Annotated in this window: 21 protein-coding genes; 7 read left to right on the top strand and 14 right to left on the bottom strand. The window is 71.9% G+C overall.

Annotated features, from left to right (window positions below):
* Nucleotides 1-17 precede the first annotated feature (17 nt).
* The 8 genes from ACFQW6_RS03040 to pdxT form a co-directional block, all read right to left on the bottom strand.
* Nucleotides 18-2,306 (bottom strand): RelA/SpoT family protein, encoded by a 2,289-nt coding sequence (locus tag ACFQW6_RS03040; RefSeq protein WP_378541137.1) that lies wholly within the window; start codon nucleotides 2,304-2,306, stop codon nucleotides 18-20.
* Between the two features lie 56 nt (nucleotides 2,307-2,362).
* A complete protein-coding gene (locus ACFQW6_RS03035; RefSeq protein WP_378541135.1) occupies nucleotides 2,363-2,911 on the bottom strand; it encodes an adenine phosphoribosyltransferase in 549 nt (182 codons plus the stop codon).
* Nucleotides 2,904-3,200: a preprotein translocase subunit YajC gene (yajC, locus tag ACFQW6_RS03030; RefSeq protein ID WP_378541132.1), complete on the bottom strand. Its 297-nt coding sequence runs from the start codon at nucleotides 3,198-3,200 to the stop codon at nucleotides 2,904-2,906. Before yajC ends, ACFQW6_RS03035 begins: the two co-directional genes overlap by 8 nt.
* A gap of 67 nt (nucleotides 3,201-3,267) precedes the next feature.
* Nucleotides 3,268-4,365 carry a Holliday junction branch migration DNA helicase RuvB gene (gene ruvB, locus ACFQW6_RS03025; protein WP_378541130.1) on the bottom strand — a complete coding sequence of 366 codons (1,098 nt, stop codon included), beginning with the start codon at nucleotides 4,363-4,365 and terminating at the stop codon, nucleotides 3,268-3,270.
* 16 nt (nucleotides 4,366-4,381) lie between these two features.
* On the bottom strand, nucleotides 4,382-4,984 hold the full coding sequence (gene ruvA, locus ACFQW6_RS03020) for a Holliday junction branch migration protein RuvA (protein ID WP_378541127.1): 603 nt from the start codon (nucleotides 4,982-4,984) through the stop codon (nucleotides 4,382-4,384).
* Complete coding sequence (gene ruvC / locus ACFQW6_RS03015; protein WP_378541124.1) at nucleotides 4,981-5,538, bottom strand: crossover junction endodeoxyribonuclease RuvC; 558 nt, start codon at nucleotides 5,536-5,538, stop codon at nucleotides 4,981-4,983. The genes ruvA and ruvC overlap by 4 nt, the downstream gene beginning before the upstream one ends.
* Before the next feature lie 103 nt (nucleotides 5,539-5,641).
* Complete coding sequence (locus ACFQW6_RS03010; protein WP_378541123.1) at nucleotides 5,642-6,427, bottom strand: YebC/PmpR family DNA-binding transcriptional regulator; 786 nt, start codon at nucleotides 6,425-6,427, stop codon at nucleotides 5,642-5,644.
* A 34-nt stretch (nucleotides 6,428-6,461) separates the two neighbouring features.
* Nucleotides 6,462-7,058 carry a pyridoxal 5'-phosphate synthase glutaminase subunit PdxT gene (gene pdxT, locus ACFQW6_RS03005; RefSeq protein WP_378541120.1) on the bottom strand — a complete coding sequence of 199 codons (597 nt, stop codon included), beginning with the start codon at nucleotides 7,056-7,058 and terminating at the stop codon, nucleotides 6,462-6,464.
* Between the two features lie 44 nt (nucleotides 7,059-7,102).
* On the opposite strand from pdxT, the gene ACFQW6_RS03000 reads away from it, so the two are divergent.
* From ACFQW6_RS03000 to ACFQW6_RS02990, 3 genes are read left to right on the top strand one after another with little or no spacing between them, the layout of a single operon-like run.
* A complete protein-coding gene (locus ACFQW6_RS03000) occupies nucleotides 7,103-8,281 on the top strand; it encodes a serine hydrolase domain-containing protein (RefSeq protein ID WP_378541117.1) in 1,179 nt (392 codons plus the stop codon).
* 39 nt (nucleotides 8,282-8,320) lie between these two features.
* Nucleotides 8,321-9,202: a helix-turn-helix domain-containing protein gene (locus ACFQW6_RS02995; RefSeq protein WP_378541115.1), complete on the top strand. Its 882-nt coding sequence runs from the start codon at nucleotides 8,321-8,323 to the stop codon at nucleotides 9,200-9,202.
* Nucleotides 9,199-9,597 (top strand): VOC family protein, encoded by a 399-nt coding sequence (locus ACFQW6_RS02990; RefSeq protein WP_378541112.1) that lies wholly within the window; start codon nucleotides 9,199-9,201, stop codon nucleotides 9,595-9,597. Before ACFQW6_RS02995 ends, ACFQW6_RS02990 begins: the two co-directional genes overlap by 4 nt.
* A gap of 18 nt (nucleotides 9,598-9,615) precedes the next feature.
* Here the strand turns inward: ACFQW6_RS02990 and pdxS are convergent, their stop codons facing one another.
* The 3 genes from pdxS to ACFQW6_RS02975 all read right to left on the bottom strand — a co-directional run bounded on the left by pdxS (nucleotide 9,616) and on the right by ACFQW6_RS02975 (nucleotide 12,010).
* The gene (gene pdxS / locus ACFQW6_RS02985; RefSeq protein WP_378541109.1) at nucleotides 9,616-10,536 is read right to left on the bottom strand and encodes a pyridoxal 5'-phosphate synthase lyase subunit PdxS; all 921 of its coding nucleotides are present in this window, start codon (nucleotides 10,534-10,536) and stop codon (nucleotides 9,616-9,618) included.
* A gap of 64 nt (nucleotides 10,537-10,600) precedes the next feature.
* A complete protein-coding gene (gene pgsA / locus ACFQW6_RS02980) occupies nucleotides 10,601-11,224 on the bottom strand; it encodes a phosphatidylinositol phosphate synthase (protein ID WP_378541107.1) in 624 nt (207 codons plus the stop codon).
* 9 nt (nucleotides 11,225-11,233) lie between these two features.
* Nucleotides 11,234-12,010 (bottom strand): inositol monophosphatase family protein, encoded by a 777-nt coding sequence (locus tag ACFQW6_RS02975; RefSeq protein WP_378541104.1) that lies wholly within the window; start codon nucleotides 12,008-12,010, stop codon nucleotides 11,234-11,236.
* Between the two features lie 69 nt (nucleotides 12,011-12,079).
* Here ACFQW6_RS02975 and ACFQW6_RS02970 point away from each other — a divergent pair, with 69 nt between their 5' ends.
* Together ACFQW6_RS02970 and ACFQW6_RS02965 are read left to right on the top strand one after the other, a co-directional pair.
* Nucleotides 12,080-12,214: a hypothetical protein gene (locus ACFQW6_RS02970; protein WP_378541101.1), complete on the top strand. Its 135-nt coding sequence runs from the start codon at nucleotides 12,080-12,082 to the stop codon at nucleotides 12,212-12,214.
* A complete protein-coding gene (locus ACFQW6_RS02965; protein ID WP_378541098.1) occupies nucleotides 12,211-13,353 on the top strand; it encodes a N(5)-(carboxyethyl)ornithine synthase in 1,143 nt (380 codons plus the stop codon). Before ACFQW6_RS02970 ends, ACFQW6_RS02965 begins: the two co-directional genes overlap by 4 nt.
* Here the strand turns inward: ACFQW6_RS02965 and ACFQW6_RS02960 are convergent.
* Nucleotides 13,338-13,847, bottom strand: coding sequence for an HIT family protein (locus tag ACFQW6_RS02960; protein WP_378541095.1), 510 nt, complete (start codon nucleotides 13,845-13,847; stop codon nucleotides 13,338-13,340). The two genes, ACFQW6_RS02965 and ACFQW6_RS02960, sit on opposite strands and share 16 nt — an antisense overlap.
* A 23-nt stretch (nucleotides 13,848-13,870) precedes the next feature.
* Here ACFQW6_RS02960 and ACFQW6_RS02955 point away from each other — a divergent pair, with 23 nt between their 5' ends.
* Nucleotides 13,871-14,365: a GNAT family N-acetyltransferase gene (locus ACFQW6_RS02955; RefSeq protein ID WP_378541093.1), complete on the top strand. Its 495-nt coding sequence runs from the start codon at nucleotides 13,871-13,873 to the stop codon at nucleotides 14,363-14,365.
* On the opposite strand, the gene ACFQW6_RS02950 is transcribed toward ACFQW6_RS02955, so the two are convergent.
* Nucleotides 14,343-15,695 carry a hypothetical protein gene (locus ACFQW6_RS02950; protein WP_378541090.1) on the bottom strand — a complete coding sequence of 451 codons (1,353 nt, stop codon included), beginning with the start codon at nucleotides 15,693-15,695 and terminating at the stop codon, nucleotides 14,343-14,345. The two genes, ACFQW6_RS02955 and ACFQW6_RS02950, sit on opposite strands and share 23 nt — an antisense overlap.
* Before the next feature lie 101 nt (nucleotides 15,696-15,796).
* On the opposite strand from ACFQW6_RS02950, the gene ACFQW6_RS02945 reads away from it, so the two are divergent.
* Nucleotides 15,797-16,549 (top strand): class I SAM-dependent methyltransferase, encoded by a 753-nt coding sequence (locus ACFQW6_RS02945; RefSeq protein WP_378541088.1) that lies wholly within the window; start codon nucleotides 15,797-15,799, stop codon nucleotides 16,547-16,549.
* A 36-nt stretch (nucleotides 16,550-16,585) separates the two neighbouring features.
* Here ACFQW6_RS02945 and ACFQW6_RS02940 read toward each other — a convergent pair whose 3' ends face one another.
* Nucleotides 16,586-17,098: a Gmad2 immunoglobulin-like domain-containing protein gene (locus tag ACFQW6_RS02940; RefSeq protein ID WP_378541085.1), complete on the bottom strand. Its 513-nt coding sequence runs from the start codon at nucleotides 17,096-17,098 to the stop codon at nucleotides 16,586-16,588.
* Nucleotides 17,099-17,414: the final 316 nt, after the last annotated feature.

The raw sequence follows: 17,414 nt of genomic DNA, 5'->3' as shown, positions 1-17,414 counted from the left end.
AGCGCAGCGAGCCCAAACTAGCTAGTGACGCGGTAGGCGTCGAACACACCCGGGACGGCGCGTACGGCGCGGAGCACGCCGTCGAGGTGGGCGGCGTCGGCCATCTCGAAGGAGAAGCGGCTCTTGGCCACGCGGTCGCGGGTCGTGGAGAGCGTCGCGCTGAGGATGTTCACGTGGGCGTCGGAGAGCGCCATCGTGATGTCGGAGAGCAGGCGGGCGCGGTCGAGCGCCTCGACCTGGATGTTGACCAGGAACGTCGACTGCGACGTCGGCGCCCACTCCACCTCCAGCACCCGCTCGGGCTGGCCGAGCAGGCTGGAGGCGTTGGTGCAGTCCTTGCGGTGCACCGACACTCCCCCGCCCTTGGTGACGAACCCGAGGATCGGGTCGGGTGGCACCGGGGTGCAGCACTTGGCGAGCTTGACCCACAGGTCGTCCACGCCCTTGACGATCACGCCGGAGTCGGTGGGGCCACGCTTGGTGGCGGTCCGGGTGCGGCCGGTGATGGTGACGCCCTCGGCGAGGTCCTCCTGGGCGCCGTCGTCGCCGCCGTGCAGGTCGATGACGCGTCGTACGACGGCCTGCGCGCTGAGGTTGCCCTCGCCGACCGCGGCGTAGAGGGCCGAGACGTCGGCGTGGTGGAAGTGCTCGGCGACCAGCGCGAGCACGTCGTGGGTCATCAGCCGGGTGAGGGGCAGTCCCTCCTTGCGCATGAGCTTGGCGATCTGGTCCTTGCCGCGCTCGATCGCCTCCTCGCGGCGCTCCTTGGTGAACCACTGGCGGATCTTCGAGCGGGCGCGCGGGGACTGGACGAAGTTGAGCCAGTCGCGAGACGGGCCCGACGTCGGCGACTTGGAGGTGAAGACCTCCACGACGTCACCGTTGTCGAGCGTCGACTCCAGCGGCACGAGGCGGCCGTTGACCCGGGAGCCGATCGTGTGGTGCCCCACCTCGGTGTGCACGGCGTAGGCGAAGTCGACCGGGGTCGCGCCCGAGGGCAGCGGGATCACGTCGCCCCGCGGCGTGAAGACGTAGACCTGCTGCTGGTTCATCTCGAAGCGCAGCGACTCCAGGAACTCGCCCGGGTCGTCGACCTCGCTCTGCCAGTCGAGCAGCTGGCGCAGCCAGGTGAGGTCGTCCTTGTCGCCGAGGCGGTCCGTGTCGACGCCGGCCTTGCTGTTCTCCTTGTACTTCCAGTGTGCGGCGACGCCGTACTCGGCGCGGCGGTGCTGGGCGAAGGTGCGGATCTGCACCTCGACCGGCTTGCCCTGCGGGCCGATCACCGTCGTGTGGAGCGACTGGTACATGTTGAACTTCGGCATCGCGACGTAGTCCTTGAACCGCCCCAGGACCGGGTTCCAGCGGGAGTGGATCACCCCGAGGGCGCTGTAGCAGTCGCGGTCCTCGTCGACGAGGATGCGGATGCCGACCAGGTCGTAGATGTCGGAGAAGTCGCGGCCGCCGACGATCATCTTCTGGTAGATCGAGTAGTAGTGCTTGGGCCGGCCGGTGACCTTGGCGTTGATCCGGGAGGTCTTGAGGTCCTGCTCGATCTCGGCCACGACCTCCGCGAGGAACTGGTCGCGCGACGGTGCGCGCTCGGCGACCATCCGCACGATCTCGTCGTAGATCTTGGGGTGCAGCGTCGCGAAGGCGAGGTCCTCGAGCTCCCACTTGAGGGTGTTCATGCCGAGCCGGTGGGCCAGCGGGGCGTAGATGTCGAGGGTCTCGCGGCTCGATCGCTCCTGGGAGGCGGCCGGGACGTAGCGCAGGGTGCGCATGTTGTGCAGCCGGTCGGCGAGCTTGATGACCAGCACCCGGATGTCGCGCGACATCGCCACGATCATCTTGCGGATCGTCTCGGCCTGGGCGGAGTCGCCGTACTGCACCTTGTCGAGCTTGGTGACCCCGTCGACGAGCAGCGCGACCTCGTCGCCGAAGTCGGCGCGCAGCGCGTCGAGGGTGTAGGGGGTGTCCTCGACCGTGTCATGGAGCAGCGCCGCGACCAGCGTGGGCTCGGTCATGCCGATGTCGGCGAGGATCGTCGTGACGGCGAGCGGGTGGGTGATGTAGGGATCACCGCTCTTGCGCATCTGGCCGGTGTGCCACTTGTCGGCGACCGCGTAGGCGCGCTCGAGGAGCGCGAGGTCGGCCTTCGCGTGGTTGGCCCGCACGGCCCGGAACAGGGGCTCGAGGACCGGGTTCGACGACGGCGGGCGGGTGCCGACCCGGGCGAGGCGGGCACGCATGCTGCGCGCGGTGAGAGGCGCCTTGGCGTCCTGCGCGGGTGCCTGCTCCTCTGCCATTGGCCCAGTCTAGTGAGCACGCGGGCAACCCCGCGCCTGGACGGGGGTGGATGTGGTCAGATCGTGAGCAGCGTGGCGATCGGGAGGTCGCCGGTCACCGACCGCGGGTCGAGGAACGACAGCTCCATGAGCACCGAGGCGCCGGTCGCGATGCCGCCGCAGGCCTCGATGAGCTGCCGCGTCGCGACGGCGGTTCCGCCGGTCGCCAGCACGTCGTCGACCATGAGGACGCGCTCGCCCGGGGCGATCGCGTCCTGGTGCATTTCGAGCGTCGCCTCGCCGTACTCCAGCGCGTACGACACCGCGTGGGCGGCGCGGGGCAGCTTGCCCGCCTTGCGCACCGGCACGAAGCCGATGCCGAGCGCCAGCGCGACGGGCGCGGCGAGGATGAACCCCCGCGCCTCCATGCCGACGACCTTGTCGACGACGACGGTGCCGTGGTCGTCACGACCGGCGGCGGCCAGCGCGGTGATGATCGCGGAGAACGCGTGGTGGTCGGCGAGGACGGGGGTGATGTCCTTGAACGTCACGCCCTCCTGCGGCCAGTCGGCGACGTCGACGGTCAGGCGCTTCAGCGCCTCCTGGGCCGTACGACGGTCAGGCATCGTCGCGCGCGTCGGGACCGGGCTGCTCCAGCGGCTCGTCGACCTTGGCGATCGCGGCACGGGCGATGTCGATCTGGGTGCCGGGTGCGATCTCGAGACGGGCACGGTCGTCGACGAGGGAGACCACGGTGCCGTAGATGCCCGACGACATCATCACGCGCTGGCCGACCTCGATGCTCTGCTGGAGGCGGACGACCTCCTTCTGCCGGCGCTGCTGGGGGCGGACCACCATGAACCAGAAGAGGGCCAGGATGGCCACCAGGGGCAGGAGTGCAGCAAGGTCGTTCACGGTCGGGGCTCTCCTCGAGGGGTCGGGTGCGGGAGCGCGTGGAGTCTACGCGGGTGACCGACCGGCCTCACACGTCGTCGAAGAGGGTCGAGTCGACGGTCGGGACCGGTGGCGGCGTCAGGCCGAGGTGGTGCCACGCCGCGGGCGTCGCCACCCGCCCGCGGGGCGTACGGGCGAGCATCCCCATCCGGACCAGGAACGGCTCGGCGACCTCCTCGACCGTCTCGCGCTCCTCCCCGACCGCGACAGCCAGGGTGGAGACGCCCACCGGTCCCCCGCCGAACCGTCGGCACAGCACGTCGAGCACCGCGCGGTCCAGGCGGTCGAGGCCGGACTCGTCGACCTCGAACAGGTCGAGCGCGGCCTGGGCCACCGGCAGGGTCAGCACGCCGTCGGCGCGCACCTGGGCGTAGTCGCGGACCCGGCGCAGCAGGCGGTTGGCGATGCGGGGGGTGCCGCGCGAGCGGGACGCGATCTCGCTGGAGCCCTCCGAGGTGAGGTGCACGCCGAGCAGCCCGGCGGAGCGGTGGACGATCTGGTCGAGCTCGTGGGGCTCGTAGAACTCGAGGTGGGCGGTGAAGCCGAACCGGTCGCGCAGCGGACCGGGAAGGAGCCCGGCCCGGGTGGTGGCGCCGACGAGGGTGAACGGCGGGATCTCCAGCGGGATGGCGGTCGCTCCCGGCCCCTTGCCGATGACGACGTCGACCCGGAAGTCCTCCATCGCCATGTAGAGCATCTCCTCGGCCGGCCGCGACATCCGGTGGATCTCGTCGACGAAGAGGACGTCGCCGTCGTTGAGGCCCGACAGGATCGCGGCGAGGTCACCGGCGTGGGTGATCGCCGGGCCGCTCGTGAGCCGCAGCGGCGTGCTCATCTCGGCGGCGATGATCATCGCGAGCGTGGTCTTGCCGAGCCCGGGCGGTCCGGAGAGGAGCACGTGGTCGGGCGCCCGGCCCCGGCGGCGCGCCGCCTCGAGGACCAGCCCCAGCTGGTCACGTACGCGCGCCTGCCCGACGACCTCGTCGAGCGTCTTGGGCCGCAGCGCCGCCTCGACCGCGCGGTCGTCGCCGTCGGCCTCGGCGTCGGTCAGCCGCTGCAGGTGGCCCAGCTCTGCGTCGGTCAGCTCGACGTCGTCGGTGTCCTCGTCGGTGTCGTCCCAGTTCATCGCCGTCCCGCTCCCCTCACGCCTTGCTCAGCGCGCGGAGGGCGGCGCGCAGCAGGGCGCCGACGTCGGGGGCGTCGCCGGCCTCGGGAGCGACGGCCTCGACCGCCTTCTCCGACTCCTTGGCCGACCAGCCCAGCCCGACGAGGCCCTGCTGCACCTGGTCGCGCCAGGCGTCGGTGGCGGGCACGGCTGCAGCGGCCGGGTGGTGCACGCCGACCGGCGGACCGATGCGGTCCTTGAGCTCGAGGATGATGCGCTGGGCGCCCTTCTGCCCGATCCCCGGGACGCGGGTCAGCGCCTTGACGTCCTCGGTCGTGATGGCACGGCGTACGTCGTCGGGGCTCATGACCGCGACGATCGCCTGGGCGACCTTGGGGCCGACCCCGGACGCGGTCTGGACGATCTCGAAGACCTGCTTCTCGTCCTCGTCGAGGAAGCCGAAGATCGTCAGGCTGTCCTCGCGCACGACCATGCTGGTGGGCAGCGTCGCGGGCCGGCCGACGCGGAGCGTGGCGAGGGTGCCGGGCGTGCACATCAGCTCGAGGCCGACCCCGCCGACCTCGAGGACGGCGCTGGACAGGGTGACGGCGGCGACCTCGCCGCGGACGAAGGCGATCATCGGGTCCTCATCGGGGTCTGCTTCTGGTGCGCCCGGGCCTGTGCCGCGGCCTGTGCCGCGGCGGCCTCGAGGCGGGTGTGCGCCGAGCCGCGCCAGACGTGGGTGATGGCCAGCGCGAGCGCGTCGGCGGCGTCAGCGGGCTTGGGGAGCTCGGACAGCCGCAGGATGCGGACGACCATCGCCCCCACCTGCGCCTTGTCGGCGCGCCCGTTGCCGGAGACCGCAGCCTTCACCTCGCTCGGGGTGTGCATGGCGATCGGCAGGCCGCGACGCGCCGCGACGACGAGCGCGATGCCGCTGGCCTGGGCGGTGCCCATGATGGTGCTGGAGTCGGAGCGGGCGAAGACGCGCTCCACCGCGACCGCGTCGGGCCGGTGCTCCTCGATCCAGGCGTCGAGGCCCTTCTCGATCGTGACCAGCCGCTCCGCGATCGGGAGCGTCGAGCTCGTGCGCACCACGCCGACGTCCACCATCGTCAGCGGCCGGCCGACGCTGCCGTCGACCACCCCGACGCCACACCGGGTCAGGCCGGGGTCGATGCCGAGCACGCGCACGCGCACACCCCTTCCGCCGTCGGTCTCGTCCGAACATGTGTTCGTGCGACCACGCTAACCCGCGCCGGCGGCGCGACGTCGTACGACACGCGGCGCAGGCGCCTCAGGCGTCGGCGGTCTCGAGCTCGGCCATCACGTCGGCGGGGATGTCGACGTTGGTGAAGACGTCCTGGACGTCGTCGAGGTCCTCGAGGGCGTCGACGAGGTGGAGCACCTTGCCGGCGCCGGCCGCGTCGACCGGGATCTCCATGCTGGGCACGAACTCGACGTCGGCGGAGTCGTAGTCGATGCCGGCGTCCTGCAGGGCGGTGCGGACCGCCACGACGTCGGTGGCCTCGCTCTGCACCTGGAACGCCTCGTGGAGGTCGTTGACCTCCTCGGCGCCCGCGTCGAGGGTCGCCTCGAGGACGTCGTCCTCGGTGACCTCACGGACCGTGCCGTCGTGGTCCTGCGACTTCGGCACGACCACGATGCCCTTGCGGGTGAACAGGCGCGAGACCGAGCCGGGGTCGGCCATGGTGCCGCCGTTGCGGGTGACCGCCGTGCGGACCTCCATCGCGGCGCGGTTGGTGTTGTCGGTGAGGCACTCGACGAGGATCGCGACGCCCTGCGGGCCGTAGACCTCGTAGGAGATCGCCTTGTAGTCGACGCCGCCCGACTCGGCACCCGAGCCCCGCTTGAGCGCGGAGTCGATGTTCTTGTTGGGGACCGAGCTCTTCTTCGCCTTCTGGATGGCGTCGTAGAGCGTCGGGTTGCCGGCCGGGTCGCCGCCGCCCTGCTTCGCCGCGACCTCGATGTTCTTGATCAGCTTGGCGAAGAGCTTGCCGCGCTTGGCGTCGATCGCGGCCTTCTTGTGCTTGGTCGTTGCCCACTTGGAGTGGCCTGACATGAGTCCCTCTATCCGTCGCTTCGTCTGTACGTCGTCAGGCCGAGCGCACCAGGTCCACGAACATGCCGTGGACCCGGCCGTCGCTGCCGACCTCGGGATGGAACGAGGTCGCCATCAGGGGGCCTTGACGGACCGCGACGATCCTACCCGCGGCGGGACCGTCCTCCACCCGGGCCAGCACCTCGACGTCGTCGTCGACGGCCTCGACCCACGGCGCGCGGATGAAGACCGCTCGCACCGGGTCGGCCAGCCCGTCGACGTGCAGGTCCTCCTCGAAGGAGTCGACCTGGCGGCCGAAGGCGTTCCGACGCACCGTGATGTGCAGGCCGCCGACGGTCTCCTGCCCGGCCGCGCCGTCCTCGATGTGGTCGGCGAGCAGGATCATCCCCGCGCACGTCCCGAAGGCGGGCAGCCCACCGCGTACGGCGTCGCGCAGCGGGTCGAGCAGGTCGAAGATCCTGGCCAGCTTGACCATCGTGGTGGACTCGCCGCCCGGGAGGACGAGGCCGTCGCAGGCGGCGAGCTCGGCGGGACGGCGTACGGAGATCGGGTCCGCGCCCAGCGACCGCAGGACGTCGAGGTGCTCGCGCACGTCGCCCTGCAGCGCGAGCACGCCGATGGTCGGATTCACGAACGCCGATCCTAGGCCGCCTTGTCGCCGTAGGCTCACGCCCCATGAGTCTCCCCCGTCCGGCCCTGCTGGGCGCCGCCCTGCTTGCCCTGTCGCTCGCCGCCGGCAGCGGCTCCGCGAGCACCGCCGGCGCTCTCGCCGGGTCGGCCGGGCCGGTCGGAGGGTCCGTCGACGCGGCCGCTGGTCGCCCGGCGCCGCGCGCCGGTGAGGTCGAGGGCTGGCCCGTCGCGACGCCCGCCCGGCTGGGCCTGCGCACGAGGGCCGTCCGGCGCGGCGCGGCCGAGGCCCGCCGGCTCGACTCCACCTGCTTCGCGGTCCTGCGCAAGGGCAGGCTGGTCGGTGAGTGGAACTGGCAGCTGCCCCGCGAGGAACCCCGCGAGGTCTTCTCGATCACGAAGTCGGTCACGAGCACGCTGGTCGGCATCGCCGTCCGCGACGGCGACCTGCGCCTCGACGATCCGGTCTCGACCTACGTGCCGCAGTGGCGCGGCATTGCCTCGGAGTCGGTGACGGTGCGCAACCTGCTCTCCAACGACAGCGGCCGCTTCTGGTCGCTCCAGTCCGACTACGCCGACCTGCTCGCGGCCCGGAGCCGCACCGACTACGCCGTCTCGCTCCCGCAGCAGTACGCCCCCGGCAGTGCGTGGGCCTACAACAACGCCGCGATCCAGGTCCTCGAGCCGGTGCTGGAGGAGGCGACCGGGATGCCGGTGGCGAGGTTCGCCCGGGAGCGCCTGTTCGAGCCGCTCGGCATGACCCGGTCGTCGTTCATCACCGACCCCGCGGACGACGCGGCGGTGTTCTACGGCCTCCGCACCACGTGCCTCGACATCGCCCGGCTCGGTCGGCTCTACCTCGACCGCGGGAAGGTCGGCGGCACGCGCATCCTCGACGCTGCCTACGTCAGACGCGCGGTCGGGCGGTCCTCGACGGTCCACAACGCGGCCTACGGCTACCTGTGGTGGCTCAACCGTCCCGGGGCCCTGCGCGGCGCGACCGACCCGGTTGACGCCCAGGGCCAGCCGCTGCGCCCGGTGACCGGACAGCTCGCGCCGTCGGCCCCCGTCGACGTCTTCGCCGCGCTCGGCTTCGGCGGGCAGGTGCTGCTCGTCGACCCGTCGACTCGCACGATGGTGGTCCGGCTCGGGCTGCCCGCCCAGTCGGGCGAGGAGGCGTACGGCTTCAGCCGTGCCGCGCGCGTGCTGACCCGCGCCCTTCGCTGACGCGTGACGCCGCGCCGCACGGTGCGGCACACTCGGTGGATGGTCGGGGCGTGGGAGCACCTGCCGGCGGCGCGGGTCCCGGCGCGGCTCGCCCCGCACGTGCTCGCGATGTACGGCTACTCCGCTGAGGGCCTCGTCCCCGGCGTCCACCGGGGACTGCCGTCCGCCGGGCTGACCCTGGTGCTGAGCCTGGAGCGTCCTCTGCGCACCGCACCCACAGCCGAGGCGTGGGACGCCGGCGTGCGCGACGCGCAGTGGGTAAGCCTGGGCGGGCTGCACACCCGCGCGGCGATGGTGGAGCAGCCCGGTCGGTGGACCGGGGTGCAGCTGACCCTCCACCCGGTCGGCGTACGGCGGCTGCTCGGCGTCCCGGCCTCCGACCTCCCGGTCGGCAGCTGGGACGCGCGCGACCTCGTCGGCGGCGACGAGGTCGACCGGGTGGTCGAGGAGCTGCACGCGGCCCTCGACTGGCCCGGGAGGTACGCCGCGGTGAGCAGGTTCCTGGTGCGCCTGGCCGACCGCACGGACCGCGCCGCCTCCCGCGGGGGGCCGTCGCCCGAGATCGAGGAGGCGTGGCGCCTGCTCACCGGCCCGAGCCCCCGTGCGGTCGGCGAGGTCGCGGACGCCGTGGGCTACAGCCGCCGGAGGCTGAACCAGCTGCTCACGGCCGAGACGGGCCACGGACCCAAGACCGTGCAGCGGCTGGCCCGCTTCGACACCGCGCGCCGCGAGGTGGTCGCCGCGGCGTCCGCGGGCGCGTCGCTGGCGCAGGTGGCCGCCCGCACGGGCTACTTCGACCAGTCGCACCTGGTGCGCGACTTCCGCGAGTTCGCCGGGCTCGCGCCGTCGGCATGGCTCGCCGCGGAGTTCCCAAATGTCCAAGGCGCGCCGGCGGGCGTCGCGGCAGCATCGGGCCCATGAGCGATCCCCACCGCACCACCGTCTGGCCCGCGCTGCAGGCGCACGACCCCGACCTCGTGATCCGCACGCTCGTCGCGCTCGGCTTCGAGGAGACGGCCGCCTACCGCGACGAGGCGGGCGTCGTCCAGCACGCCCAGCTCGACTGGCCCGAGGGCGGCGGGGTGATGCTCGGGTGTCACAAGCCCGACGGCCCGTTCACCCAGCAGCCCGGTACCACGGCGGCGTACGTCGTCGCCTCCGACGTCGACGAGGTGCACCGGCGCGCGGTCGACGCGGGCCTCGACCCGTCGCCGGTCGTCGAGCAGGACTACGGCAGCCGGGAGGTCCGCGTCACCGACCCGGAGGGCAACCAGTGGTCCTTCGGGACGTACGCCGGCGAGCCGCGGCGGGGCTGAGGCCGCCGCGGCGACGCGTCACCAGCCGCGCTCGGCCAGCCGGTGCGGCTGCGGGATCTCGTCGACGTTGATGCCGACCATGGCCTCGCCGAGGCCGCGCGAGACCTTGGCGACCACGTCGGGGTCGTCGTGGAAGGTGGTGGCCTTGACGATCGCCTCGGCGCGCTGGGCCGGGTTGCCGGACTTGAAGATGCCCGACCCGACGAAGACGCCCTCGGCGCCGAGCTGCATCATCATCGCGGCGTCGGCCGGGGTGGCGATGCCGCCAGCGGTGAAGAGGACGACCGGCAGCTTGCCCGCGGCCGCGACCTCCTTGACCAGCTCGTAGGGGGCCTGCAGCTCCTTGGCCGCGACGTAGAGCTCGTCCTCGGACATGCTGTGCAGCCGACGCAGCTCACCGCCGATGGTGCGCATGTGCATCACCGCGTTGGAGACGTCGCCGGTGCCGGCCTCGCCCTTGGAGCGGATCATCGCCGCGCCCTCGGTGATGCGGCGCAGCGCCTCGCCCAGGTTGGTCGCACCGCACACGAACGGGACCGTGAAGGCCCACTTGTCGATGTGGTTGGTGTAGTCGGCCGGGGTGAGGACCTCGGACTCGTCGATGTAGTCGACGCCGAGCGACTGGAGCACCTGCGCCTCGGCGAAGTGACCGATGCGGGCCTTGGCCATCACCGGGATCGAGACGGCCTCGATGATGGAGTCGATCATGTCGGGGTCGCTCATCCGGGACACGCCGCCCTGGGCACGGATGTCGGCCGGCACGCGCTCGAGCGCCATCACGGCGACGGCGCCGGCGTCCTCGGCGATCTTCGCCTGGTCGGCAGTGACGACGTCCATGATCACGCCGCCCTTGAGCATCTCGGCCATGCCGCGCTTGACGCGACTGGTGCCGTGCTCGATGGGGGTCTCGACAGACGTCTGGGGGGTGTGCTCAGCCATGTCTGGATCGTAGTGCGGGCTCATCCCAAAGGATGCATCGGGCCGCCAGCGGTCGCGCGCTCGGTCAGGCTTGCGAGGCCGCCCGCGCGAGCGCCTGTCGGCGGACGACCCAGATGCGCTGCGCGACCGTGACGGTGGCCGCGACCGCGAGTGCCCAGAGGGCGACCTCGAGGAGGATCCACAGGTCGAGGAGGTCGGCGAAGAAGGCCGGCACGAGCATCCCGACCAGGCGGTCGGGACGCTCGGCGATGCCGACCTTGGCGTCGTAGCCGAGGTGGTCGGCCTTGGCGCGGGCGTACGACGTCACGGCACCCATGACGAGGATGACGAGGCACAGGGAGAGGTAGAGGGGGCTCTCACGCTCCCAGGCGAAGAAGAGGACCAGCCCGCCGAACAGCGCGCCGTCGGCGACCCGGTCGAGCGTCGAGTCGAGGAAGGCGCCGAAGTCGTCCTTGCGCCCGACCTTGCGGGCCATCGCGCCGTCGATCAGGTCGCTGAAGACGAAGGCAGTGATGAACAGGACGCCCTCCCAGACCATGCCGAGGGGGAAGAAGAACAGTGCGCCGAAGCTCACCCCGAGGGTGCCGACCAGCGTCACCACGTCGGGGCTGATGCCCAGACGGATGAACAGGTTGATGAAGGGCGCGAGCATCACGCCCTGCCAGAACTGCTTGAACCGATCGAGCACGGCCGCAGGCTACCGGTCGAGCAGCGCCGCCTGGACGTCCGCGACCGCTGCGGGCGCCCCGGAGATCGTCCAGTCCACGCCCGCAGCGGGTACGACGACCGACTCGCCGCCCGCGCCGCGGATGATCGCGGCGCCCGGCAGCCGGTCCCAGTCGGCGACGGAGTGCTGGAAGAGCACGTCCCACTGACCCGACGCGATCGCCATCGTGTCCATCGTCCCGGAGCCGAACATCCGCAGCGTGCCGACCTGGCCGAGTGCGCGCGCGAAGGCCTCGCCGACCTCGCTGCCGTAGAACGGCGGGTGCAGGTAGGTCGCGGCGCAGCGGGCCTCGCTCGGGGTGTCCGGGAGCGGCGCGAGCGGCGTGCCGTCGCAGGTGCTCGGCAGGTCGGGCCCGCCCACCCAGGTGCGCAGGCTGGCGGCGTGGTGGACCGCGCCGAGCAGCACGTCGTCCTCGTCGTGCAGGGCGATCGCCGTGCACCACCAGTCGCTGCCGCGGGAGAAGTTGTAGGTGCCGTCCACGGGATCGATCACCCACGTCCGCCCCGAGGTGCCGGGCCTCGACGCGCCCTCCTCCCCCACGATCGCGTCGTCCGGCCGCTCGGCGGTGAGCTGCTGCACGATGAGCCGCTCGGCTGCGGTGTCGGCCTGCGTGACGATGTCGGAGCCGCTGGTCTTGCGCTCGACGTCCAGGCCCTCCTGCCGGATGCGGGCGGCCAGCAGGGCCGCCTCCCGGACCAGGTCGGCGGCGAGTGCTGCGTCGCGCTCGAGTCGCCCGTCGTCGTCCACGGGTGCCACGGTAGCCGGGGCGTACTGTGGCAGGACGGAGCCACCCAGGCTTCCTACCGAGGAGCCTCGATGAGCGACAAGTCGCCGCGACAGGGCATGTCCAAGAAGTCCGGGAAGTCCATCAAGGAGAAGCGCGCCGAGAAGCACGCGAAGGCGGCCGGGAAGGGCGACAAGGACGAGCCCTTCATGCCGAAGAAGAAGTGAGCCCCCTCAGCCTCGGCGTCATCGGCACGTCCGCCAAGGAGAACGAGCACCGCCTCCCGCTGCACCCCGACCACCTGTCGCGCCTGGACCCCGGGATCGCGGCACGGACGACCCTCGAGCACGGGTACGCCGACCACTTCGGCATCACCGACGACGAGCTGGCCCCGCACGTGGCCGGTTTCGCGTCCCGTGACGAGATCCTGCAGGACTCCGACGTCGTCGTGCTGCCCAAGCCGCAGCACGAGGACGTCGCGGCCATGCGCGCCGGTCAGGTCCTCTGGGGGTGGCCGCACTGCGTGCAGGACCGCGCGATGACGCAGCTCGCGATCGACCGTGAGCTCACGCTGATCGCCTTCGAGGCGATGAACCACTGGACGGCGGACGGGCACGTCGGCCTCCACGTCTTCCACAAGAACAACGAGCTCGCCGGCTACTGCTCGGTGCTCCAGGCCATGGAGCTCGTCGGGATCACCGGCGACTACGGCCGCCGGCTGAGCGCGGTCGTCATCGGGTTCGGTGCCACGGCCCGGGGCGCGGTCACCGCCCTGAAGGCGCACGGCGTCCACGAGGTCGTGGTGCTCACCACCCGCGGCGTCGCCGCTGTCGGCTCCCCCATCCACTCCGTACGGATCCGGCAGTTCGACCATCACCCCGGGGAGTCGACCGTCACCCATGTCATCACCGAGCGCGGACGGATGCCCCTGGCTCCCTACCTGGCCGAGGCGGACATCGTCGTCAACTGCACGCTGCAGGACACGGCGGCGCCGCTGACGTACCTGCAGACCGAGGACCTGGCGGACTTCAGGCTGGGCAGCCTCATCGTGGACGTGTCCTGCGACGAGGGCATGGGGTTCTCGTGGGCAGTGCCGACGACGTTCGACGACCCGATGTTCACCGTCGCGGACCGGGTCCACTACTACGCCGTGGACCACAGTCCGTCCTACCTGTGGAACTCGGCCACGTGGGAGAACAGCGAGGCTCTGCTGCCCTTCATGGGGACCGTGCTCAGCGGGCCCGAGGCATGGGACGCCGACGAGACGATCAAGCGCGCCATGGAGATCCGCGACGGCCGGATCTGCAATCCCGCGATCCTGGCGTTCCAGGGTCGGGCCGCCGAGCACCCCTACCTGGTGGTCTGAGCCGGGTCCCAGGCGGCGGCCAGCAGGTCACGGGTGTCCTCGAGCAGCTGCGGCAGGGTCTTGGTGCCGCCGACGACGGTGATGAAGTTGGCGTCGCCGGTCCACCGCGGCACCACGTGCTGGTGCAGGTGCTCGGACAGGGACCCGCCGGCAGACCGGCCGAGGTTGAGGCCGACGTTGAAGGAGTGCGGGCGGCTGATCTTGCGCACCGTTCGCAGCGCCTGCTGCGTCATCGCCATCAGCTCGGCCGCCTCCTCCGCCGTGAGGTCCGTCAGGTCGGCGACGTGGCGGTAGGGCAGCACCATCAGGTGGCCGGGGTTGTAGGGGTGCAGGTTGAGCACGACGTACGTCGACTCGCCGCGCGCGACGACCAGCGACTCCTCGTCGGGGTGCGACGGGATCGCGCAGAACGGGCAGCCCTCGTCGTCGACCGCCGTGCGGACGTAGGCCATCCGATGGGGCGTCCAGATCCGCTCGAGCGCGTCGTCACTCATGGCAGCGATCCTAGGGTGGCCCCATGACGTCGATCCGACCGGCAGACGACGCCGACATGGCCGCGGTCGCCGACCTGTGGCACGAGGGCTGGCACGACGGCCACGCCGGCCACGTGCCCGACGGGCTCACGGCTGCACGCACCCTGACGGCGTTCCACGAGCGCACGCCGTCCCGGGTGACCGACACCGCGGTAGCGGTCGCCGAGGACGGGTCGCTGCAGGGCTTCGTGATGGTGGTCGACGACGAGGTGGAGCAGGTCTTCGTCGCCCGGTCGGAGCGCGGGACGGCGCTGGCGTCCGACCTGCTGGTCGAGGCCGAGCGGCGGGTGGCCGCCGGCGGTCATGCCTCGGCCTGGCTGGCGGTCGTGGTGGGGAACGCGCGTGCCCGACGGTTCTACGAGCGCCAGGGGTGGGTCGACCGCGGCGACCTCCCGTACGAGGTCAGCGCCGGCGGGCAGACCTTCGTCTCGCCGTGCCGGAGGTACGTCAAGGACGTCAGCCTCCGGGGATCACGCTGAAGCGCGTCTCCGGTGCGGGGTAGAAGTCGGCGATCAGCCGACCGAGCGTGACGGCGGACGAGGTCTCGCTGCTGGTGACGGCGACCGACGCAGCGACCGGGTGCCACCAGGTCGCGTCCACCTGGTCGCGCACCCGGCCGTCGCTCCCGATGCGGAACGACGCGCCGGCGACCGACGCCTGGTCGGCCCCACGTCGGTGGCGGACCCAGGCGATGACGCCCCGGCCGTTCGCGCTGACGGCCAGGTCCATGGTGTCGCCGGAGACCGTCGCGTCGGTGAGGGTGGTGCTGCCCGGCAGCGCGTGCACCGACGGCCGAGCACGTCCCGGCGTCCACGTCGCGAACCGCGACCGGGCGGTGCGGCCGCGGCCGACCGCCTGCCACGAGGCCGCACCGACCCCGTCACCGGTGATCGCGGCCGTGGCGGTGACCACCCGGTGTCCCCACCGCGGAGAGGTCCACCGTCGCGGGTTGCCGGGCCTTCCCGTCAGCACCACGACCCGGCTGTCGCGACCGTCCAGCTTGCCGGTCGAGCGCGACTCGACCAGCGTGGCCGAGAAGCGCCCACCCGCGACGTCGATGCCCTTCGGGTCGATGCCGCCGTCCGGGTAGCTCCGGGTGGGGCGCCGCGTCCACGTCCGCGCGGCGTCGTCGTACGTCTCGACGCGGAGGCGACCGCCGATCCAGTAGCCGGGCTCGTCCTCCGAGCCGGCGCCGCGGATCGCCACGACGTCGCCGGAGTCGTCGATCGCCGCGACGATGTCGCCGATGGTCGGGCGGCCGCGCTCACGGCGGGTGAGGTCGCGCCAGCCGAGGTCGGCGTGGTAGCTCGTGACGTGGTGGGGTCGCCCGTACTCGCTGTCGGTGGCGAAGGCGGCGTACTGCCCGGCGGGCGAGTAGTCCACCGACCCCAGGACGGCCTCGCGCTCCACGCGCCACACCCAGCCGTCGTCGCCTGTCCACACCAGCTCGGCGAGCATCGAGGGCGGCTCCTCGTCGTCGGTCTTCAGCCGGCACTCCACGGCCACGGCGAGGTTGCCGATCGCTGTCGCGGCATCGACGGGCCGGCAGGCCTCGGCGCCCTCGACCGTCATCACCTCGGTCGCGACCCCGACGGTGCCGTCGGCCGCACGACGCTGGTCGACGATCGTCGCCTCGTCCGAGCCCGCCACGCTGATGAGGGCCGTCGACCCGCCGTCAAGGGCGACGGCCAGCGTGCTGCCGGTGGCCTCCTGCAGCGGGCTCCACACCTCGGCCGAGGCCGGACCGGTCGCGGTGAGCGTCGATCCCGTGATGGCCAGTACGGCGGTCAGGGTGACGAGCAGGTGCACGAGGACCTCCGAGACAGGTGAGTTCCTCGACCGTACCCGCCGCAGCAGTCGGTGGACCGGCACCTCCCCCCGTCGAGAAGAAAACCAGGAGGATGCGGCTCATGAGCGAGCAGTTCTACTCGGATCCGAAGCTGTACGACCGGCTGTTCCCCGGGGGCGAGCAAGCCGTCAGCTTCTACCGGGCCGAGGCCGATCGGCATGGCGGCTCTGTCCTCGAGCTGGGGAGCGGCACCGGGCACAAGCTGATCCCGCTCGCGTCGGACGGGCATCCCTGCGTGGGCGTGGAGCTGTCGCCGGCCATGCTGGCGGAGGCTCGGCGCAAGGCTGGCGAGCGCGGCGTGGTGGTGGACTGGGTGCAGGGCGACATGCGCGAGCTCGACCTGGGACGGACGTTCGACCTCGTGCTCATCGCCGCCAACTCGTTGCTCCACCTGCACGAGGCTAACGACCTGGTGGACTGCTTCCGGTCGGTGCGACGGCACCTGGCACCCGGAGGGCGGCTCGTCTTCGACGTGTTCAACCCGAGCGTGCGCATGCTTGCGCGGGCCGACGGCGTACGACGCAGGCGCGACGCGTTGTCGTTCGTCGATACCGATCGCGGCGTCGTGCATGTCGACGTCGCCGAGACCTACGACGCGGCCGCGCAGGTGACCCGCGGGAGCTGGTACTTCTCGACCGAGTCCGAGGCCGACTTCATGGTCGCGCCGCTGGACATCAGGAGCATCTTCCCGCAGGAGCTGCCGCTCCTGGTCGGGCTCGGCGGTCTCCGGGTCGTCGAGCGCTACGGCGACTGGTCACGGGCGCCATTCACCGCAGAGGCGGCGCTCCAGCTCTGCATCTGTGAACCGGACTGAACGACAAGCGAGCCCCGGGACAGCTGTCCCCACCGGTCAGCCCTTGACCGGTATCCGCAGCCGCTGACCGACGCGGATCCTGTCCGGGTCACTGATCTTCGGGTTGGCTGCCACGACCTGGGCGACCGTCGTACGCGTGTAGTCGCGCACCTTCCGCACGATCGAGGTCAGCGTGTCCCCACGCTCGACCCGGTAGAGCAGCCAGCCCTGCAGGTCGGGGAACATGATGACCTCGACCTCACGCAGGTTGAACCCTGGGCTGGGCCCCTCGTCGGGCAGACCGGGGTTGTCGCCGAAGACCTGCACCGTGAGCCGAGTGCCGTCGCGCGGCGGGCTGCTGACCGTGACACTGGTGGAGAACTCCCCCACTGCGGCCATCCCGCCGGTCGACTGCGCGGAGCCCTCGGCGAGGACGCGGCCGCGGCCGTCGAGCACGCGGATGCCGATCGTCCCCTCGAACCCGTTGCCGACCCCGGCGACGAGGAACTGCCGCCCTACGAGGTCGTCCTTGGCGGGCTGGCGCACCCGCACGTCTGTGATCACTCCCATGTGTCCCCTCCGAGGTCGGGTGGTGACCCACGGTAGGGACTGGCGCCGATCCTGTCACCAGGCTCGTCATCGCCGGCCGGGCGGTGCGCCAACGCACGCCTGTGGCCCCGCCTGATGGTGGCCGGCGGGGTGTGGGACGGGGTCATGGTCGGTCGGTTGGCTCGATCCGGCTGGTCCCTGATGGATCTCGTCGGTAGCGGTGGCCGTGAGGCGAGGTCCACTCGAAGCACCCTCGTCCGGTGACGCGGTAGCGCCAGGCGGTGTGGGTCTTGAGCCGGTGGTGGAAGCGGCACAGGGCCGCGAGGTTGTCGGTCCG

It is taken from the genome of Nocardioides sp. GCM10028917, from assembly GCF_042666175.1.
In the GTDB taxonomy this organism is placed as follows: Bacteria; Actinomycetota; Actinomycetes; order Propionibacteriales; family Nocardioidaceae; genus Nocardioides.
Note: the sequence above shows the minus strand (reverse complement) of the source record. Positions and strands in the feature narration are given on the sequence as shown.

Coding starts and splice junctions, on each gene's coding strand:
- ACFQW6_RS02955 (WP_378541093.1), top strand. CDS start 13,871: ATGACGTCGATCCGACCGGCAGACGACGCCGACATGGCCGCGGTCGCC.
- ACFQW6_RS02990 (WP_378541112.1), top strand. CDS start 9,199: ATGAGCGATCCCCACCGCACCACCGTCTGGCCCGCGCTGCAGGCGCAC.
- ACFQW6_RS03035 (WP_378541135.1), bottom strand. CDS start 2,911: ATGCCTGACCGTCGTACGGCCCAGGAGGCGCTGAAGCGCCTGACCGTC.
- ACFQW6_RS02945 (WP_378541088.1), top strand. CDS start 15,797: ATGAGCGAGCAGTTCTACTCGGATCCGAAGCTGTACGACCGGCTGTTC.
- ACFQW6_RS02940 (WP_378541085.1), bottom strand. CDS start 17,098: ATGGGAGTGATCACAGACGTGCGGGTGCGCCAGCCCGCCAAGGACGAC.
- ACFQW6_RS03010 (WP_378541123.1), bottom strand. CDS start 6,427: ATGTCAGGCCACTCCAAGTGGGCAACGACCAAGCACAAGAAGGCCGCG.
- pdxS (WP_378541109.1), bottom strand. CDS start 10,536: ATGGCTGAGCACACCCCCCAGACGTCTGTCGAGACCCCCATCGAGCAC.
- ACFQW6_RS03040 (WP_378541137.1), bottom strand. CDS start 2,306: ATGGCAGAGGAGCAGGCACCCGCGCAGGACGCCAAGGCGCCTCTCACC.
- ruvA (WP_378541127.1), bottom strand. CDS start 4,984: ATGATCGCCTTCGTCCGCGGCGAGGTCGCCGCCGTCACCCTGTCCAGC.
- ACFQW6_RS02960 (WP_378541095.1), bottom strand. CDS start 13,847: ATGAGTGACGACGCGCTCGAGCGGATCTGGACGCCCCATCGGATGGCC.
- ruvB (WP_378541130.1), bottom strand. CDS start 4,365: ATGAACTGGGACGACACCGACGAGGACACCGACGACGTCGAGCTGACC.
- ACFQW6_RS03000 (WP_378541117.1), top strand. CDS start 7,103: ATGAGTCTCCCCCGTCCGGCCCTGCTGGGCGCCGCCCTGCTTGCCCTG.
- ACFQW6_RS02970 (WP_378541101.1), top strand. CDS start 12,080: ATGAGCGACAAGTCGCCGCGACAGGGCATGTCCAAGAAGTCCGGGAAG.
- ACFQW6_RS02995 (WP_378541115.1), top strand. CDS start 8,321: ATGGTCGGGGCGTGGGAGCACCTGCCGGCGGCGCGGGTCCCGGCGCGG.